The following is a 16,299-nucleotide window of genomic DNA, read 5'->3' on the forward strand; positions in this document are numbered from 1 at the left end:
ATTATTGCGAAACAAATTATAACACAATGTAATAAAAAAGTTAATTCACCTATTTTAAAGACATCTATGCCTAAATAAGTTTTGCAAAAAAAATGCAAATCCATTACAAACCTTAAATTTGTTTAACAAACCAAGAAAGCAACCATGCAAAAAAGTATATTTCTCTTATTGATATTTTGGTATTCTTTTGGAAGCGCTCAAACTTCCGTTAATAATAATTCGATTATTCCTGCTCCAAATTCATACAAAGCAAACGGAGACAGTATTCGTTTAAACGGACAAATTAAAGTTATTTTCGAAAAGAATAAATTTAGTGCGAAAGAACAAAAAACAGCAAACATTTTTGAAGCTGCTATTAACAAAAATGTATCTTCAAAAAAGAGTGCTATTGAAGTTTTATTCATTACTAAAAATCCATCCGCTTCCTTAAAAAAAGAAGCGTATAAAATCAATATTACCTCAAAAAAAATAACCGTTACCGGAAGTGAAGAAGGATTATTTTATGGAGTTCAGAGTTTATTGCAAATGCTTCCGAACAAAACTACGAATCAAGAAGTAAAATTACCTTGCGTTACCATCGAAGATGAGCCTAGATACAACTACCGCGGGCTTCACCTCGATGTTTGCCGTCATTTTTTCTCTGTCAATGTTATAAAAGATTTTATCGCACAAATGTCCAGTTATAAATTAAATAATTTCCATTGGCACTTAACAGACGATCAAGGGTGGAGAATTGAGATAAAAAAGTATCCAAAATTAACTGAAGTCGGTTCGAAAAGAGCACAGACTTTAGTGGGAAATAAATTCGAAAGATCACCGTATTTTTTTGACGGAAATCCATACGGAGGATTTTATACGCAGGAAGAAATTAAAGATGTTGTAAAATTTGCCGAAGAACATTATGTGAATATTATTCCGGAAATCGAAATGCCCGGTCATGCAACTGCAGCAGTTACAGCTTATCCAAATTTATCTTGTTTTCCGGATCGCCAATATAAAGTTATTGAAAGTTGGGGCGTTTTTGAAGACATTTTCTGTGCCGGAAAAGAAGAGACTTTTACTTTTCTCGAAGATGTTTTGACGGAAATTATGGCTTTGTTCCCGAGTACTTATATTCATATTGGCGGAGACGAATGTCCAAAAGCAAGATGGAAAGAATGTCCGAATTGCCAAAAAAGAATCAAAGAATTAGGTTTGAAAAACGAACACGAATTACAAAGTTACCTCACAACCCGAATCGAAAAATTCCTAAATGCAAACGGAAGACAAATTTTAGGCTGGGATGAAATGCTCGAAGGCGGGCTTGCGCCAAATGCCGCTGTAATGTCATGGCGAGGCGAAGCCGGCGGAATTAGCGCTGCAAGACAAAAACATAATGTAATCATGAATCCGGAGCAAGTCTTGTATCTCGATTATAATCAAGGTTATTCGCCACAAGAACCTTTAACAATTGGGAGATTAACTACAGTTGAAAAAATCTACAATTACAACCCAACTCCCGTTGATAGTTTGACCGTTGAGGAACAAAAATACATTATGGGCGTGCAATCTAATCTTTGGTCTGAATATTTAACAAGTCCGGCGAAATTAAACTACATGATTTATCCGCGTGTATTTGCTTTAGCAGAAATTGCATGGACAGAACCTCAAAACAAAAATTACAATCAGTTTATTTTGAATCAAATTCCGCATCATTTAGAAAAACTAGAAACACAAAAAAGATTGTATAAAGTTCCGAATCCTTTTGGTTGTAATGAAACGGCATTAATCGGATCAAAATATGTTTTGGATTTAAAACCAACGATCAAAAGCGGACAAATTTTTTATACAATTGATGGATATAATCCAGATGAAACAGCTGAACTTTATACAAAACCTGTAACAATAAATATCCCAAAAGGAGAATTTCGAATTATAAAAACCGTTCAGATTAGTCCAAGCGGAAGAAGAAGTTCTATTAGCAAAATATTGGTTAGAAATCCGGAATTAAAATCGGCTTTAGCCATAAAACCAACTAAGAAAGGTTTGAAATTCGATTATTATACCGGAACCTTATTTCAGCAAGTTCAGGATTTAGAATTAGCAAAACCTGTTAATTCAGGCATTTTTGAAGGCGCCATAAGCAGCGAAAAATGGAAAACGAAAACAGAGCGTTATATTGGCTTAAAATTCGACGGATACATCTTTATTCCGGAAACGGCAAATTATACAATTTCGACGCTTTCAGATGACGGATCGAAGCTTTTTATCGATAATGAATTAGTTGTGAATAACGATGGAATTCATTGGCTTAACGAAGCGTATGGAGCTGTAAAACTCGAAAAAGGTTTCCATAAAATCAACATTGGTTATTTTGACCAGATAGGCGGAACTACTTTAACGTGTTTCATTCAGCAAGAAGGAAAAGAAAAACAAGAAATAAGTGCTTCGCAATTGTATTACGAATAAGAGCATAAAAAAAGGATCAGCTACAACTGATCCTTTTTTTTATTTAAAACTAAAAGTAATTTAGATTATCCTTTCAAACTTGCAGATAAATACTCACGGTTCATACGTGCGATATTTTCAAGTGAAATTCCTTTTGGACATTCGATTTCACAAGCTCCTGTATTTGTACAGTTACCAAAACCTTCTAAATCCATTTGGTGTACCATGTTTAAAACACGATCAACTGCTTCAACTTTACCTTGAGGTAATAATGCATATTGAGATACTTTTGCTCCAACGAACAACATTGCTGATCCGTTTTTACAAGTTGCAACACAAGCTCCACAACCAATACAAGCTGCAGCATCAAATGATTTATCTGCATCGTGTTTGTTAATCGGAATTGTATTTGCATCGATAGTATTTCCTGAAGTATTTACCGAGATAAATCCTCCTGCGTGTTGAATTCTGTCAAAAGAACTTCTGTCAACAACTAAATCTTTAATTACCGGGAAAGCTTTTGCTCTAAATGGCTCGATAAAAATCGTATCACCATCTTTAAACATACGCATGTGCAACTGACAAGTAGTTACTCCTCTGTCTGGTCCGTGCGCTTCTCCGTTGATGAATAATGAACACATTCCGCAGATTCCTTCACGACAATCGTGGTCAAATGCTACTGGCTCTTCTCCTTTGTTGATTAATTGTTCGTTAAGAACATCAAGCATTTCAAGGAAAGACATATCTGGTTCGATTCCGTCGATTGGGTAATCAACAATTCCCCCTTTATCTTGGGCGTTTTTCTGACGCCATATTTTTAATGTAAGTTTCATACTGTTTTAGTTTGAAGGTCATAAAGTCGAAAGTCGAAAGCCATTAGACTTTAAGACTTTAGTCTTTTGACTAATTGCTATTTGTAGCTTCTTTGTACTAATTTAATGTTTTCGTAAACCAGAGGTTCTTTGTGTAATACTGCATCACTTGGTTTTCCTTTGTATTCCCAAGCTGCAACATATGCAAAGTTTTCATCATCACGAAGTGCTTCTCCTTCTTCTGTTTGGTATTCTTCACGGAAGTGACCTCCACAAGATTCATTACGGTGTAATGCATCTTTCGCGAACAATTCTCCTAACTCTAAGAAATCGGCAACACGTGTCGCTTTCTCTAATTCCTGATTAAATTCGTTAGCGCTTCCAGGAACTTTTACATCTTTATAAAACTCTTCACGTAAAGCGGCAATTTCTTCGATCGCTTCAGCTAAACCTGTAGCATTACGAGCCATACCAACTTTATCCCACATGATTTTTCCTAATTTCTTATGGAAATAATCTACAGAATGAGTTCCTTTATTATTGATAAATCTATCGATTTGATCTTTTACTTCTTTTTCTGCGGCAATGAATTCTGGTAAATCTGTAGAAATTTCTCCCATTTTAATATCCGGAGCTAAATAATCTCCAATAGTATAAGGTAATACGAAATATCCATCAGCTAAACCTTGCATCAAAGCAGAAGCTCCAAGTCTGTTTGCTCCGTGATCAGAGAAGTTAGATTCTCCAATTGAGAAACATCCAGGAATTGTAGTCATTAAGTTATAATCAACCCAAGTTCCACCCATTGTGTAGTGAACCGCTGGGTAAATCATCATTGGTGTTGTATAAGGATCTTCGTCAACGATTTTGTAATACATTTGGAATAAGTTTCCGTATTTACTTTTCACGATTTCAGCTCCTAATTTAGTTACCAAAGTTGCATCGTTAGCATCTAAACCTTTTACGAAAGCTTCTTCAGTTCCGTAACGTTTGATCGCTGCTGCGAAATCCAAGTAAACAGCTTCTCCAGTTTTGTTAACACCAAAACCAGCATCACATCTTTCTTTTGCAGCACGAGACGCAACGTCACGAGGTACTAGGTTACCAAAAGCAGGATATCTTCTTTCTAAGAAATAATCTCTTTCTGCTTCAGATAAATCTGTTGCTTTTTTCTTTCCTTCACGAATTGCTTTTGCATCTTCTTCTTTTGCAGGAACCCAAATACGACCGTCATTACGTAACGATTCAGACATCAAAGTCAGTTTTGACTGGTGATCTCCTGAAACCGGAATACAAGTTGGGTGAATTTGTGTGTAGCAAGGATTTGCGAAAAACGCTCCTTTTTTATGTATTTTCCAAGCTGCTGTTGCGTTACTTCCCATAGCATTTGTTGACAAGAAAAATACGTTTCCGTATCCTCCAGAACCAACTACTACCGCGTGAGCAGAATGTCTTTCTATTTCTCCAGTGATTAAGTTACGAGCAATAATACCTCTCGCTTTTCCGTTCACGATAACAATGTCTAACATTTCGTGACGGTTGTACATTTTTACTTTTCCACGACCAATCTGACGGTTCATTGCAGAATAAGCTCCTAACAATAATTGTTGTCCAGTTTGTCCTTGTGCGTAAAAAGTACGAGAAACCAAAGTTCCTCCAAAAGAACGGTTATCTAATAATCCACCATATTCACGAGCCAATGGAACTCCTTGAGCCACACACTGGTCAATAATATTAGCAGAAACTTCAGCCAAACGGTGAACGTTTGCCTCACGTGCACGGTAATCTCCTCCTTTTACAGTATCATAAAATAATCTGTAAACTGAGTCACCGTCACCTTTATAATTTTTTGCTGCATTGATACCACCTTGTGCTGCAATAGAGTGCGCACGACGAGGTGAATCCTGAAAACAAAATGCTTTTACGTTATATCCCTGCTCAGCCAAAGTAGCCGCAGCTGAACCTCCAGCCAAACCTGTACCAACAATGATAATATCTAAATTACGTTTGTTAGCCGGATTTACTAAATTAATATGATCTTTATAATCTGTCCATTTGTCCGATATTGGGCCATGTGGAATTTTTGAATCTAATGCCATTATAATTTATATTAATTATTGAAATGATGAAATAATGCGATTATGATGAAAAGTGCTGGTACTACAACCGCAAAAGCATAACCGATTTTGTTTAAAAAACGAGAATATTTATTGTTCATTCCCACAGATTGTAAAGAAGAACCGAATCCGTGCCAAAGGTGAAAACCTAATAACACAAAAGCCACACAATATAATCCTGTACGGATTGGATCGTGAAATTTATGCACTAACTCTCCATAATACCTAGTTGCATCTGGCGCAGTACCTACTATATATTTATAGGTAACTTCAGGAAACCAAAAATCATAGAAATGCAATCCTAAGAAAGCCAAAATAACCAATCCAGAAATAATCATATTTCTTGAACTCCAAGAAGCATTAGCCGCTCCATTGTATTTTGCATAAGCAATTGGTCTTGCAGCGCTATTTTGTGCAGTCAAAACAAATCCCATAACGAAATGGAAAATTACTCCGATTGCCAAAACTGGTTGCATTACATACTGAATTAGCGGATTGTATCCCATAAAGTGAGAAGCTTCGTTAAAAACATCTTCACTAATAATAGAAATGAAATTTAAGGAAACATGCAGCGCTAAAAACGTGATTAAGAATATTCCCGAAAGAGCCATAGCCACTTTCTTTAAGATGGAAGCATTCAATAGTGCAGATTGTGCCATAAGTGTTTAAGTAGTTTGTTTTAAAAAATTACACAAAAATAAAGCAATTAGACATGAACTACAACCATTTCGTTGTTATTTATAATGATTTTAAAGAGCTTTCTTCAATTTTATTGCAAATTATTTAAAAACAATAAAATAGAAATCTTTCGCATGCCATTTTAACGAAATCCTGTTTTTTATATAATTACCAAATTGCTATTTTTCTCCTTGTTTTGACTTATTTTCCTCAAAAATAAAATCATCCTGAATTTTATTGAACTAAAACAAGTGAATTTTAACAGCATAATTTTACCTTTATCGGCTTCAAAAAAAATCAGAATGAAAACAGGAATCGACGCTATATCTTTTGATGTTGCCAACATACATTTACCCATAAAAACTTTGGCTGTTGCCAGAAATATTGAACCCGAAAAATTAGAGAAAGGTCTTGGATTAATTAAAATGACTTTGCCTGACGTTCATCAGGATGCGGTTGTTTTTGGAGCTAATGCATTAACCAAACTTATTCTTGAAAACGAAATAAACCTAAACGAAATCAGCCGGATTTATGTTGGTACCGAAAGCGGAATCGACAGTTCGAAACCAATCAGTTCTTTCTTAATTAGTTTAATGGAGCAAAAATTTGGCGAAGATGTTTTGGCTGAATGTGATGTTGTTGATTTTACTTTTGCTTGTATTGGAGGCGTTGACGCTTTGCAAAACTGTATTGATTTTGTAAAATTGAATCCAACGAAAAAAGCAATTGTCGTTACAACTGATTTTGCAAAATACGATCTAAACTCAACTGGAGAATACACCCAAGGCGCCGGAGCTCTTGCTATGCTTGTGACTTCGAACCCAAGAATTATTACTTTTGATGAAAATTGGGCAACATCTACAAAAGGTGTTTTCGATTTTTTCAAACCCTACAGAACTATCTCTAAAGAAGCGATTACTCAAAACGAAAACAACGATCCTTGGTTTGATAATTTAGAAGCTGAAATCGAAATTCATAAAGATCAACCGGTTTTTGACGGACAATATTCGAATCAATGTTATATGGATCGTACGCGAAATGCTTATTTTTCGTTCAAGAAATTAAAAAACACAACCGAAACTTTATACAATACCTGGAATAGTATTATCATGCACCTTCCCTATTCTTTTCAGGGACGCAGAATGTTATCTGAGATTTATGCTTTAGATCACGCTGATAAAATCATTTCAGAAAATATCGAACCTGCAGATTACCAAAACAAAATTAAAGAGGTTGGGAAATCTGATGAATATAAAAAGTTTGTAACCGAGAAACTACAACCGGCAGAATTGGCTTCATCGCTAATTGGGAATCTTTATACAGGATCTATTTTCATGGGATTATTATCAACTTTGGCTCATTATTACGATACAAAGCAAGAAGTTTCGGGAACAAAATTTGGATTCTTAGCTTACGGAAGCGGATCGAAATCAAAAGTATTCGAAGGAACAATTCAACCGGAATGGCAATCGGCTTTAGCCAAAATCAAACTTTTTGAAAACTTAGAAGAAAGTACAGAAATTGGTTTTGAAACTTACGAAAGCCTTCACAAAAAAGAACAAAAACAAAGCATCAGAACTCCTAAAAACGAATGGATTTTAGATAGAATCGAAAAAGATATTCCTAATTTAATTGGAGCGAGATATTATAAATGGGTTGAGTAGAAGTTAAATTCCAACAAAAAAATTCTAAATTCCAATAAATAAAAAACCGAAGCAAATTGCTTCGGTTTTTTTTATTATCAGTTAATTAATCTTCATTATAATGCTCTTGTATATCTTTTAAAACCTTATAAACCACATCTATATTACCTTCCTTTTTTCTTCTTGCCCAAAAACTATAAACCCACACAATATCTGAATTGTGCTTAAAAAAAACTTTATTTTTACTAATCTTTTTTAGTGCATCAGGAGAGCCATAATTTTTAATTCGCGGAAAAAATTTTCCAATATTTTGCTCATCGGCATCTATATTGTTTTGCATAATCTCATAAATTCTATCTAGATTTAAGTCATCTTTACCTACATCATCATAAGCTAATAACAACGCATCTACTACTTGATCAAAATGATTACTACGATATAATTCTGTTGAAATTGTACTAAAGAGAATCAATTTATAACTTTCAAGTCCATCATGAAACTGCACGGGATGATTTCTTAAATCCGAAATAAAATTAACCACATGGTAATCAGTAGTATTTAAATTTTCGTCTAAATATCCGCTAAAAATAACCGACACATAAAATCGAAGTCCTACAAAGTCATCTGAATTGCCATTCTTTTTTACAAAAAAATCCTCCCTAATTGACTTCCATGAATCAATAATAATTGACTCATCCATTATCTGAAGCTCTTCGTTTTGTTCATCACCACTTCCTTCTTCAGTATCCTTATTATTATACCTATCATAATCAACAAGTTGTTGTTCTTCCTTTGCTGGTATCTTTTTTTCGTTTTTAGCCATTTTATAGCTTTCAGATGCATCATTAAATTTTCTCACAAAAAAAACGTCGCCAAAGATTGAAGCACCTATACTAAAAAAGCTAAAAATTAATATCGCAACAGCAAGTGCTTTATTAGTTTTCCAGTTTATCCCAACAGCCAATAAAAAAGATGCAACCACCAAACTGATTATAAGAACGAGCACGGATCTTGAAAATACCAAACTATAAAATGACACTGGATCATCTATGATAATTGAATTTCCAAGAGAAATCATTATCAAAAAAACAGCACTGACTACCACAAGAAAAACATTACAATAAAAGGCAAATTTCCAGAAATTCTGTCTGCGTTTTATTTTCAAAATTTCTGATTCATCAACCAAGACATCTTCTTGTTTTGAAAACAAACTAAAAAGCGCAAGAACTAAACCTATACCAAAAACAAATAATGGAATCGCATAACCATAATTAAACTCATACGGATGCAGCTGTCTAATTCTAAGTGTTTTTTGTTCTCTGAAATTTGATAAGATTAAAATACCGATTAAAACAACGGCAATAAATTGAAGCAGTAAAACGTTTTTAAAAAACTTAGTTTTTTTATTCATAAACAGGATTAAGAGTTGCATAGGAATTTGCTCAAAACTATTAAAAATAAAATTAACATTTTAATATTTAAACCGAATTATTAGCAAAAAAACAGCACTTATTTCAAACTTCAGAATGATAAATCCAGAACTATTTAATTTCTCCAATTATCACAAACAAAAAATCTTTGTCAAAGTTTAAAACTTTGACAAAGATCACGCACAACAATAACGAAATCAATCCTTTTTATGCTGTTCCGTATAATTTTGATTTCCTTTAAGAGCTTCGTCGTGCACATTCATTCCGTTTGACATTCCGAGCATGAAAGCGGTTATTATTAAAATTAATTTTCTTTTTATCCAATGAAGTGGTCGCTTAGATTGCTCTAAACGTTTTTTATTATTTTGTTTATACATTTTGAAAATGATAAATGATTAGACATTATTTTATCATCGTATGCGTTGAAGCGCATAAAAGCTTAGAAAAATTAAGCTATGTATAAACTTGTTTTGAAATTACCGGAATGAATTGTTTCATTTACAAAAACAGATTGTTTTATAAATGAACTTAATTTCTGAAAAAGAAGTATTTGTAAATTTTGAATTACCCGAATTTGAAAACTAAAAACATCTTTATTAGAAAGATAATTTAGAACAATCGAAAATATCGTTTTTGTTAGGGAAGTTGATTGTGTAAACTTGTATAATCGAGAACTTACAAAATCCAATTCTCGCCTTAAAATCACAAACGAAGATTGATAATAATCTGCTGATTTTGACTGAGAAACCAAAGTACCATCACTCACAATCACGACAAAAGCCAGAAAGAGCGAGATTAGATATTTTAGATATTTATTCAATTTTATTTGTTTAGATTATTAAAAAATTTCAATCATGCGAAAATACGAATTAAAACAAAACCTACAATTTCAGAACTCCTTTTGTTTATCTATTACTTCTCCTGTTTCATTCTTACAAAGAAGCAATCCTAATCCTAAAGCAAAAAACAGGCAACTCAGCAACATATAAATTCCGTTTTTTAATATAAAAAAAGAAAAACCAATTGCCAATGAACCAATAATAACCATTAATGAACTTATCATATTTGTTTTGAAAAAGTTCAACGCGTGAAGTGCCAAACCTATAAAAAGCAAAGAAGGACCAACTATAATAAACGGATACAAAATCGCTGGCGTATTACTGATATGCTTACTTAATTCTTCTTTGGCAAATTCATTATTACCAAAACTCGACATTATCAAATCGATTGTACAAAGTCCAATATGCGCAATAACTCCTAAAGTTGTAATAACTGAAGCTACAGAATTTAATCTGTTTTTGGGAAATGCATCATTAAACGATAATAAAAAACAGGCGCCAATTAAGTTGAACCAATGTCCAAAATCTATTGGATTTTGATCGTTTGGTAAAACGTGCGAAAAGAATAAATAACTGATGACAAAAAATAATAATCCGATAAGGCAAAGGTGTTTTGTTTTCATAATTTAGTTTAAAATTGATGAAACAAAACTAAAATCAAAAACTTACGCAAAGCCCAATTTTATTGGCTTAGGTACAAAACATATTATTTTAGGTACGAAAATTACAACGCCAATAAAGTTTCTTTGTAGTTTTTAGAAACCGGAAGTTCGATTTGGGTTAAACTAATCGTATTTTGATTTCTCCAGGATTTAAAATGCATTGGATTTATTAAATGCGATCGATGAATTTGCATTAAAAAATCAAAATCTTCCTGAATTTTTCTGAGCGAAGTCCGAAGCAGTTTTGAGGTAAGTTTGTCGTTTTCGATATAAAAAATCTCAACATAATTCTGAGCATTCGAAATACAAACCAAATCGGCTTTATTGATTTTTAAAATATCCAGTTTATTCTCTCCTCTAATTGTTAGAATATCAGTCTTTATCGGAATTAATTTGATCAAATATCTTCTTGCAAGAATAATTACCGGAGTTAGAATCAAAGCAACTCGGCTAAATATGATCAAAAAGAATTCTGTAAAATTATATCCGCCTTTGAGAATTGGGCTTTTATAATAGAAGTAAATTCCAATTAAATAAATCAAGTAAAAAAACAGAAGACTTATTATTTCCAACTTTAGATTCCATTTTGAGGTTTTTATGAAAACCCGTTTTTGAACAAAAGCCAAAATGGAATAACACAAAAATGCTAAAACACTAAAACCTAAACTTATTAAAAGCCAGGATTTAAAATCTATAGTTCCGTCGTCAAAAGGTCTTATGATAAATGCAAAAACAAAAATCCATAATGCGATAAGTAAACCTACTATCAGATTGTGTTTTATGGATATGTTTAGTTGTTTCATTTTTCCTTAAAGCGATTATTAAGATACAATATTACACTTTAATCCAATTTGTAAGAAGTAAGATTCGCCAGTTTTTCACTTATTTTTAAGATCAGCAAAAGCATAAAAAAGAAAGAAATTACAACGTACTTATCTTAAAAACCGAAGAATATTACATAATATTATAAAAACAAATTAGAAGCACAAGTATTTTTGTAAGTTTTTATTTAAAATTAATTTGTATTTTTATCAAAGTCGTATCCGAAAAACTTATAGAGTAGGAAATCCAAAAAACAAATTACCTATGAAAAAATTACAAGAATTATCAAATTCACAAAAATTATCCAAAGAAGAATTGAAATCAATTAATGCCGGTAATGGTACTCCATGCATACCATGGCCGCTATGTAATGGTCAGGAAGCTACTTTTGAAACCATAAACTCATGTGGTTGGTATTTATACAGAACAGCATCAAATAGCATTTGTATGGAATACGGAGCTGTATAATCAACAGCTTAAAAAAAAATAGCTTTTATATCAAAGTGGCATCCGAAAAACTTATAGAGTAGGAAAATCCAAAAAACAAATTACCTATGAAAAATTTACAAAATGTATCAAAAATGCAAAAATTATCAAAAGAAGAATTGAAATCAATTAACGCCGGAGCTGTAAACTGCGTACCATATCCGATATGTGGCGGTGACGAAGTTTCGTATTACGGAAGAAACATTTGTGGTTGGTATTTATACAAAACAGCAACAGGTAGTATCTGTATGGAATATCTGCCATAATAACAACATAAATCAAGTTATTAAAACTGCTATCTTATCAATAGCAGTTTTTTTTATGTTCGATCTTTACATCGTTGGAAAGCTTATTTATAAATCGTAAACTTATTATGCGTTAAACCAAAACCAAGATTTTCGTAAATCAATACGTTTTCTACTCGTCTTTTATTTGTGGTAACTTCTATGCTTTTCAGGTTATTTTGATCAGCATAATTCATGATTTTTTTGATCAATTGTTTACCAACGCCTTGACCACGATATTTTTGATGGATAAAAAACTCCTGAATTTCGCCAACTAATCCGCAATGATGTAAAAGATTTTGAGTGTGAAAACTAATAAAACCTAAACCTTCGTTTTCATTTTCGGCAATTAGATAAACATTCTTTGGATTCGAAATGTTTTCATCGAATATTTGCTTGAAAACTTCAAAATCCAAAACTTCATTTTCGAGTTCGCAGATTGCTTTGTACACAAAATCTAAGTCTTGTTTTTCTACTTTTCTTATTTCAATTTTTGATTCCATTTAGAATTTATGCCTATTTTATAATTAGCTAATATCAGTCAATTTCAAAATTTTACCTTCTGAAATCTCAAAGACAGATTTTCCTTTCAAGTTTAATTCATCACCCTTTTTCATTCCGTTAGGAAAATCCGTTGCCAAAACCGCATAATAATTAATTTCTACCTCGGTTTTGGAATCAAAATGATGGAATGCAGTAATAGTTTGAGATCTGATCGAAAAATACGTTTTTGCTTTTTCTGCCTGTTCTATAAATTCATCTATTCCGGTCAAAGTCATATTTACTTCACCATTCTGAATGTTTTCAAAAACAATAATATCACTAAAATCAGCTGTCATTTTATTAATATCAAATGTATTGTAACCTTCAACGTAATTCTTAATTACTCTTTCTCTTTCAATCATAATATAATGTGTTTTATACCAAATAATTATTCAAATCAAGACGTTCGAATTTAACTTTATATTTTCGAACATAACTATTCCATTGCTCTATATTTTCTTCATTATTATAAACAGAAGCAGCATAATCAGCAACTTCTTTACTAAAATGATTTCCAAAAACTGAATCTAAATTTTCTAATCCAGAATCGATTACACGTTTTAAAATAGTAAGTTTATCAATTCCGTTTTCTTTACAAACTTTATCCAGCCATAATCCTTTGCCTATTTTTACATATTCTTCGAGCAAATTTTCCGTAATAAAGTCAGAAGGAACATCAATTATATTCGGTTCGTGTTTTCCGTTTTTAAATGTTGTTAAAATCAATTCTTCCGAATAAAACTCCTTTGGAATAAGCGAAATTAAGGTTCCGCTTTTCGCCGCTTTTAAGCAAAGTTCTTTTGTTATAAAGTCATCCGGAATTTTCTGAATCGCAAATCCGTCTTTATCGACTAATCTTTCGCAAAGTTCCTGTGTAATAAATTCCTGATTGACAAAAGGCAAAGCATGAAATGTACTATTCAAAGCCAAATCGCACAATTCTTTGTTTTTAAATTCAGGCGGAACTAACTTCAAATCTCTATAATTTGATTCAACTCTATATTCCCAATATGCAAAAGTTTTGGCAGCAGGATTACTTTGTTTTAAAACCAATTCGCCTTTTTCTAATTCACGTTTTAATTCTTCGAAAGTTTCAATTAATGGATTATTCAGATGTTTGCGCAATTCTACCGAAATAATATCTTCATCAGAATCATCATCATATTCGCAATCATTTTTTGAGTCAAAATCATTCGCTCTGTCATTATAATAAAACAAATCGTTTTTTCGCTCAGCAAAAGTGGTATAATGATCTTCGACTATAAAAACCGGAGAATCGATAACGCCGGAACATTTAAATTTTCCGTGATTGTACGAAGTCATCACCACTTCTTTGGCTTTTACATTTCCATTTATTTCGACGTAAGAACCTCCTAATAATAAACTTTTGCAAGTTACATTTCCGCTAATAAAAACATAAGGTCCGTAATCTCCTTCAGCATTTATGATGGTTCCGTTTGTGAAGATATTTCCATTTACCAAAATTCCTTCGATTCTTAAATCTTCAATAATTTTAAAGGGTAAATTAAAGATATTGATAAACCATTTTTTCACTTTATCCTCATAAACATCCAGTAAAAAATTACCATCAAAATAGACATCTTCGTTTGCGACAAAAAAGAAATCGTCGTCATTCCATTCTTCAAAATAATCAAATCCTTCACGATCCAATAGAAACGGATATTGCGATTTGACTTCTTTTATTGTAACTAATTTAAAAACTGAATTATGCATTTTAATTTTTTATTGAAGTGAATTACTTCATTTTTTTATTGTTTTGTATTAATTGACCTCTTTCTGCAAAAAAAATAATTAAATACTAAAAATCAACTACATACATTTTATTGCTATTATTTTTTTTATATCAAAAGAAGATTGTTATTTCAAAAACGGTATCCTTTCGGCTCTTATATACTTTGTGCAATCTTTTTTTAGATGATTTTCCCACTCAATTAATAAAGCCGATCCGTCGTTTTTAATTTCTTCTTTAACGATTTCTGCCGCATGTTCTATTCCTTGAAAATCTTGTGCAGCCAGATCAAAAATTATATTATTTGTTTTTGATAATACAGAATACAAGGTGAGCAATCTTCTTGGATTTCCTGCCAATGTATTGATTTTTGTATTTTTATTAATCCAATCCGTTTCATAAATCTTTTTTGCAAACTTATTGTTGGGATTTACGTTTCTAAATAAATATTCACCGACAGTTGTTGGAAAATATCTGCTTCTGAATTTTGATTCTCGAAAATGCTTTACATAAGTAAGAGATTTATAGACAATAACATTTTCATGTTTTACTTTTCCTGTAAAAATAGCAATCATTTTTTCTTCGATATCTATAGAATCAATGTGGTTATCTAAATGAATTAATACTAATTCGCCTTTTCTTAATTCAAATGGCGGTATAAAATATCGGTCAGTTTTTATTCCTTTACTTTCGATTATTAGCTCGTTCATTTTGATTTTATTCTTCGATAATTACTCTTTGACTTTCTCTGCAAAGTATTGCAATTGCGATAAAAACAAAACTTAGATAAATCGCAATTGGAAATCCAAGACCTAACTCATAACTAACAATACTATCATAAAAAGGCAATATTTTTAAGATTATCGCCGTCAGAATTGGCAATGAAAATAACACCCAAAATGCCACAAAATTATCCGGAAAAGAAAACAATCGCCTAAGAATAAAAAACAATAAAAACCCAGTTGCCGTTAGCGGAACTATAAAACCTATCCAATCCAATTTGGTAATTGCCGAAATAATAAGTCCAATTGTCATGGAAAGTATGAAAACTATTAAAATTCCGAAACTGAGAAAAAAGAATGTTGCCAAATATTCTCCCGATTTCGCTTTTGCAAAGAATTGTACCAATATAAAAGTCAAAATTACTATTGTACCAAAACTAGTCATCAATCCGCGATCATTTCCTCTGTCAATTTTGGATGTAATAAACATCCAACTCCAAAAAAGTGAAAGCGAAACCAACAAAAAAATGGCACTTTGTTTAATTGTTAAATACTTAACTTCTGTATTTAGTTTCATCTTTTATAACTTTAAAATTTATTCTAAAATCTCTATTCTCGGTTTTAAACTTTTTCTAATAACAACTCCATTATTGGCATAAATCGATCTTTAATCGAAGTTTCTATTTGTCCAACTTTCACAAATCCGAATTTAGAATAAAAGACTTCTGCATTTGGTTCCGAATTAAGAATCACTTTTTGAACGTCTTCGTTTTTTATTCGAATAAGAAAATCATCCATTAAAACTTTCCCGAATCCTTTGCCAATAGAATCTGGTAAAACAAAAAGATTATCGAGTTTTATAATATTTTCACTTTCGTGGAAGAATGAATAATAACCAATAATTTTATCGTTATCGACTAAATTAAAAACCGAATTCTTCTCGATATATCCTTTGGAAACCGTCAGAAATTGCGACCAATTTTGGATTTGCTCGTTCGAATATCCCCAATATGCTTTTGACTTTTTGGTTATTTCGGTTAAGATTTCGTGGTCGTTTGGGTTTGCTTTTTGTATGGTCATTGCT

At 32.1% G+C, this 16,299-nt stretch carries 18 protein-coding genes; 4 read left to right on the top strand and 14 right to left on the bottom strand.

Annotation, left to right across the window (positions count from 1 at the left end; genetic code table 11):
• The first annotated feature begins 144 nt into the window (after nt 1-144).
• Nucleotides 145-2,448 carry a family 20 glycosylhydrolase gene (locus WN975_RS17505; protein ID WP_337967614.1) on the top strand — a complete coding sequence of 768 codons (2,304 nt, stop codon included), beginning with the start codon at nt 145-147 and terminating at the stop codon, nt 2,446-2,448.
• A gap of 65 nt (nt 2,449-2,513) precedes the next feature.
• On the opposite strand, the gene WN975_RS17510 is transcribed toward WN975_RS17505, so the two are convergent.
• From WN975_RS17510 to WN975_RS17520, 3 genes are all read right to left on the bottom strand, one after another.
• A complete protein-coding gene (locus tag WN975_RS17510) occupies nt 2,514-3,260 on the bottom strand; it encodes a succinate dehydrogenase/fumarate reductase iron-sulfur subunit (RefSeq protein WP_083692564.1) in 747 nt (248 codons plus the stop codon).
• A gap of 77 nt (nt 3,261-3,337) precedes the next feature.
• The gene (locus tag WN975_RS17515) at nt 3,338-5,338 is read right to left on the bottom strand and encodes a fumarate reductase/succinate dehydrogenase flavoprotein subunit (protein WP_337967615.1); all 2,001 of its coding nucleotides are present in this window, start codon (nt 5,336-5,338) and stop codon (nt 3,338-3,340) included.
• Between the two features lie 11 nt (nt 5,339-5,349).
• Nucleotides 5,350-6,015, bottom strand: coding sequence for a succinate dehydrogenase cytochrome b subunit (locus WN975_RS17520; RefSeq protein WP_337967616.1), 666 nt, complete (start codon nt 6,013-6,015; stop codon nt 5,350-5,352).
• A 321-nt stretch (nt 6,016-6,336) separates the two neighbouring features.
• On the opposite strand from WN975_RS17520, the gene WN975_RS17525 reads away from it, so the two are divergent.
• Nucleotides 6,337-7,698, top strand: a complete 1,362-nt coding sequence (locus tag WN975_RS17525; RefSeq protein ID WP_337967617.1) for a hydroxymethylglutaryl-CoA synthase — start codon at nt 6,337-6,339, stop codon at nt 7,696-7,698.
• An 85-nt stretch (nt 7,699-7,783) separates the two neighbouring features.
• On the opposite strand, the gene WN975_RS17530 is transcribed toward WN975_RS17525, so the two are convergent.
• The 5 genes from WN975_RS17530 to WN975_RS17550 form a co-directional block, all read right to left on the bottom strand.
• A complete protein-coding gene (locus tag WN975_RS17530; protein WP_337967618.1) occupies nt 7,784-9,088 on the bottom strand; it encodes a hypothetical protein in 1,305 nt (434 codons plus the stop codon).
• A gap of 216 nt (nt 9,089-9,304) precedes the next feature.
• Nucleotides 9,305-9,484: a hypothetical protein gene (locus tag WN975_RS17535; protein ID WP_337967619.1), complete on the bottom strand. Its 180-nt coding sequence runs from the start codon at nt 9,482-9,484 to the stop codon at nt 9,305-9,307.
• A 71-nt stretch (nt 9,485-9,555) separates the two neighbouring features.
• Nucleotides 9,556-9,927, bottom strand: a complete 372-nt coding sequence (locus WN975_RS17540; protein ID WP_337967620.1) for a hypothetical protein — start codon at nt 9,925-9,927, stop codon at nt 9,556-9,558.
• Between the two features lie 69 nt (nt 9,928-9,996).
• The gene (locus WN975_RS17545; RefSeq protein ID WP_337967621.1) at nt 9,997-10,569 is read right to left on the bottom strand and encodes a hypothetical protein; all 573 of its coding nucleotides are present in this window, start codon (nt 10,567-10,569) and stop codon (nt 9,997-9,999) included.
• A gap of 101 nt (nt 10,570-10,670) precedes the next feature.
• Nucleotides 10,671-11,411 (bottom strand): LytTR family DNA-binding domain-containing protein, encoded by a 741-nt coding sequence (locus tag WN975_RS17550; protein WP_337967622.1) that lies wholly within the window; start codon nt 11,409-11,411, stop codon nt 10,671-10,673.
• A gap of 217 nt (nt 11,412-11,628) precedes the next feature.
• On the opposite strand from WN975_RS17550, the gene WN975_RS17555 reads away from it, so the two are divergent.
• Nucleotides 11,629-11,898 carry a hypothetical protein gene (locus WN975_RS17555; RefSeq protein WP_337967623.1) on the top strand — a complete coding sequence of 90 codons (270 nt, stop codon included), beginning with the start codon at nt 11,629-11,631 and terminating at the stop codon, nt 11,896-11,898.
• An 86-nt stretch (nt 11,899-11,984) separates the two neighbouring features.
• Nucleotides 11,985-12,182: a hypothetical protein gene (locus WN975_RS17560; protein WP_337967624.1), complete on the top strand. Its 198-nt coding sequence runs from the start codon at nt 11,985-11,987 to the stop codon at nt 12,180-12,182.
• A gap of 83 nt (nt 12,183-12,265) precedes the next feature.
• Here WN975_RS17560 and WN975_RS17565 read toward each other — a convergent pair whose 3' ends face one another.
• The 6 genes from WN975_RS17565 to WN975_RS17590 form a co-directional block, all read right to left on the bottom strand.
• Nucleotides 12,266-12,703 (bottom strand): GNAT family N-acetyltransferase, encoded by a 438-nt coding sequence (locus WN975_RS17565; protein WP_337967625.1) that lies wholly within the window; start codon nt 12,701-12,703, stop codon nt 12,266-12,268.
• Nucleotides 12,704-12,727: 24 nt separating this feature from the next.
• Entirely contained in the window at nt 12,728-13,105 is a 378-nt protein-coding gene (locus WN975_RS17570; RefSeq protein WP_337967626.1) for a nuclear transport factor 2 family protein, read from the bottom strand.
• A gap of 13 nt (nt 13,106-13,118) precedes the next feature.
• Nucleotides 13,119-14,477: a polymer-forming cytoskeletal protein gene (locus tag WN975_RS17575; RefSeq protein WP_337967627.1), complete on the bottom strand. Its 1,359-nt coding sequence runs from the start codon at nt 14,475-14,477 to the stop codon at nt 13,119-13,121.
• A 144-nt stretch (nt 14,478-14,621) separates the two neighbouring features.
• Nucleotides 14,622-15,203, bottom strand: a complete 582-nt coding sequence (locus tag WN975_RS17580) for a hypothetical protein (protein ID WP_337967628.1) — start codon at nt 15,201-15,203, stop codon at nt 14,622-14,624.
• Between the two features lie 7 nt (nt 15,204-15,210).
• A complete protein-coding gene (locus WN975_RS17585) occupies nt 15,211-15,792 on the bottom strand; it encodes a hypothetical protein (RefSeq protein ID WP_337967629.1) in 582 nt (193 codons plus the stop codon).
• Between the two features lie 44 nt (nt 15,793-15,836).
• A complete protein-coding gene (locus WN975_RS17590; RefSeq protein WP_337967630.1) occupies nt 15,837-16,295 on the bottom strand; it encodes a GNAT family N-acetyltransferase in 459 nt (152 codons plus the stop codon).
• Between the last annotated feature and the right edge of the window lie 4 nt (nt 16,296-16,299).

It is taken from the genome of uncultured Flavobacterium sp. (assembly GCF_951805225.1).
In the GTDB taxonomy this organism is placed as follows: Bacteria; Bacteroidota; Bacteroidia; order Flavobacteriales; family Flavobacteriaceae; genus Flavobacterium.

What these genes read in the sequence shown, in the direction of transcription:
- WN975_RS17505 (WP_337967614.1), top strand. Translation starts at nt 145, where the DNA reads ATGCAAAAAAGTATATTTCTCTTATTGATATTTTGGTATTCTTTTGGA.
- WN975_RS17510 (WP_083692564.1), bottom strand. Translation starts at nt 3,260, where the DNA reads ATGAAACTTACATTAAAAATATGGCGTCAGAAAAACGCCCAAGATAAA.
- WN975_RS17515 (WP_337967615.1), bottom strand. Translation starts at nt 5,338, where the DNA reads ATGGCATTAGATTCAAAAATTCCACATGGCCCAATATCGGACAAATGG.
- WN975_RS17520 (WP_337967616.1), bottom strand. Translation starts at nt 6,015, where the DNA reads ATGGCACAATCTGCACTATTGAATGCTTCCATCTTAAAGAAAGTGGCT.
- WN975_RS17525 (WP_337967617.1), top strand. Translation starts at nt 6,337, where the DNA reads ATGAAAACAGGAATCGACGCTATATCTTTTGATGTTGCCAACATACAT.
- WN975_RS17530 (WP_337967618.1), bottom strand. Translation starts at nt 9,088, where the DNA reads ATGAATAAAAAAACTAAGTTTTTTAAAAACGTTTTACTGCTTCAATTT.
- WN975_RS17535 (WP_337967619.1), bottom strand. Translation starts at nt 9,484, where the DNA reads ATGTATAAACAAAATAATAAAAAACGTTTAGAGCAATCTAAGCGACCA.
- WN975_RS17545 (WP_337967621.1), bottom strand. Translation starts at nt 10,569, where the DNA reads ATGAAAACAAAACACCTTTGCCTTATCGGATTATTATTTTTTGTCATC.
- WN975_RS17550 (WP_337967622.1), bottom strand. Translation starts at nt 11,411, where the DNA reads ATGAAACAACTAAACATATCCATAAAACACAATCTGATAGTAGGTTTA.
- WN975_RS17560 (WP_337967624.1), top strand. Translation starts at nt 11,985, where the DNA reads ATGAAAAATTTACAAAATGTATCAAAAATGCAAAAATTATCAAAAGAA.
- WN975_RS17565 (WP_337967625.1), bottom strand. Translation starts at nt 12,703, where the DNA reads ATGGAATCAAAAATTGAAATAAGAAAAGTAGAAAAACAAGACTTAGAT.
- WN975_RS17570 (WP_337967626.1), bottom strand. Translation starts at nt 13,105, where the DNA reads ATGATTGAAAGAGAAAGAGTAATTAAGAATTACGTTGAAGGTTACAAT.
- WN975_RS17575 (WP_337967627.1), bottom strand. Translation starts at nt 14,477, where the DNA reads ATGCATAATTCAGTTTTTAAATTAGTTACAATAAAAGAAGTCAAATCG.
- WN975_RS17580 (WP_337967628.1), bottom strand. Translation starts at nt 15,203, where the DNA reads ATGAACGAGCTAATAATCGAAAGTAAAGGAATAAAAACTGACCGATAT.
- WN975_RS17585 (WP_337967629.1), bottom strand. Translation starts at nt 15,792, where the DNA reads ATGAAACTAAATACAGAAGTTAAGTATTTAACAATTAAACAAAGTGCC.
- WN975_RS17590 (WP_337967630.1), bottom strand. Translation starts at nt 16,295, where the DNA reads ATGACCATACAAAAAGCAAACCCAAACGACCACGAAATCTTAACCGAA.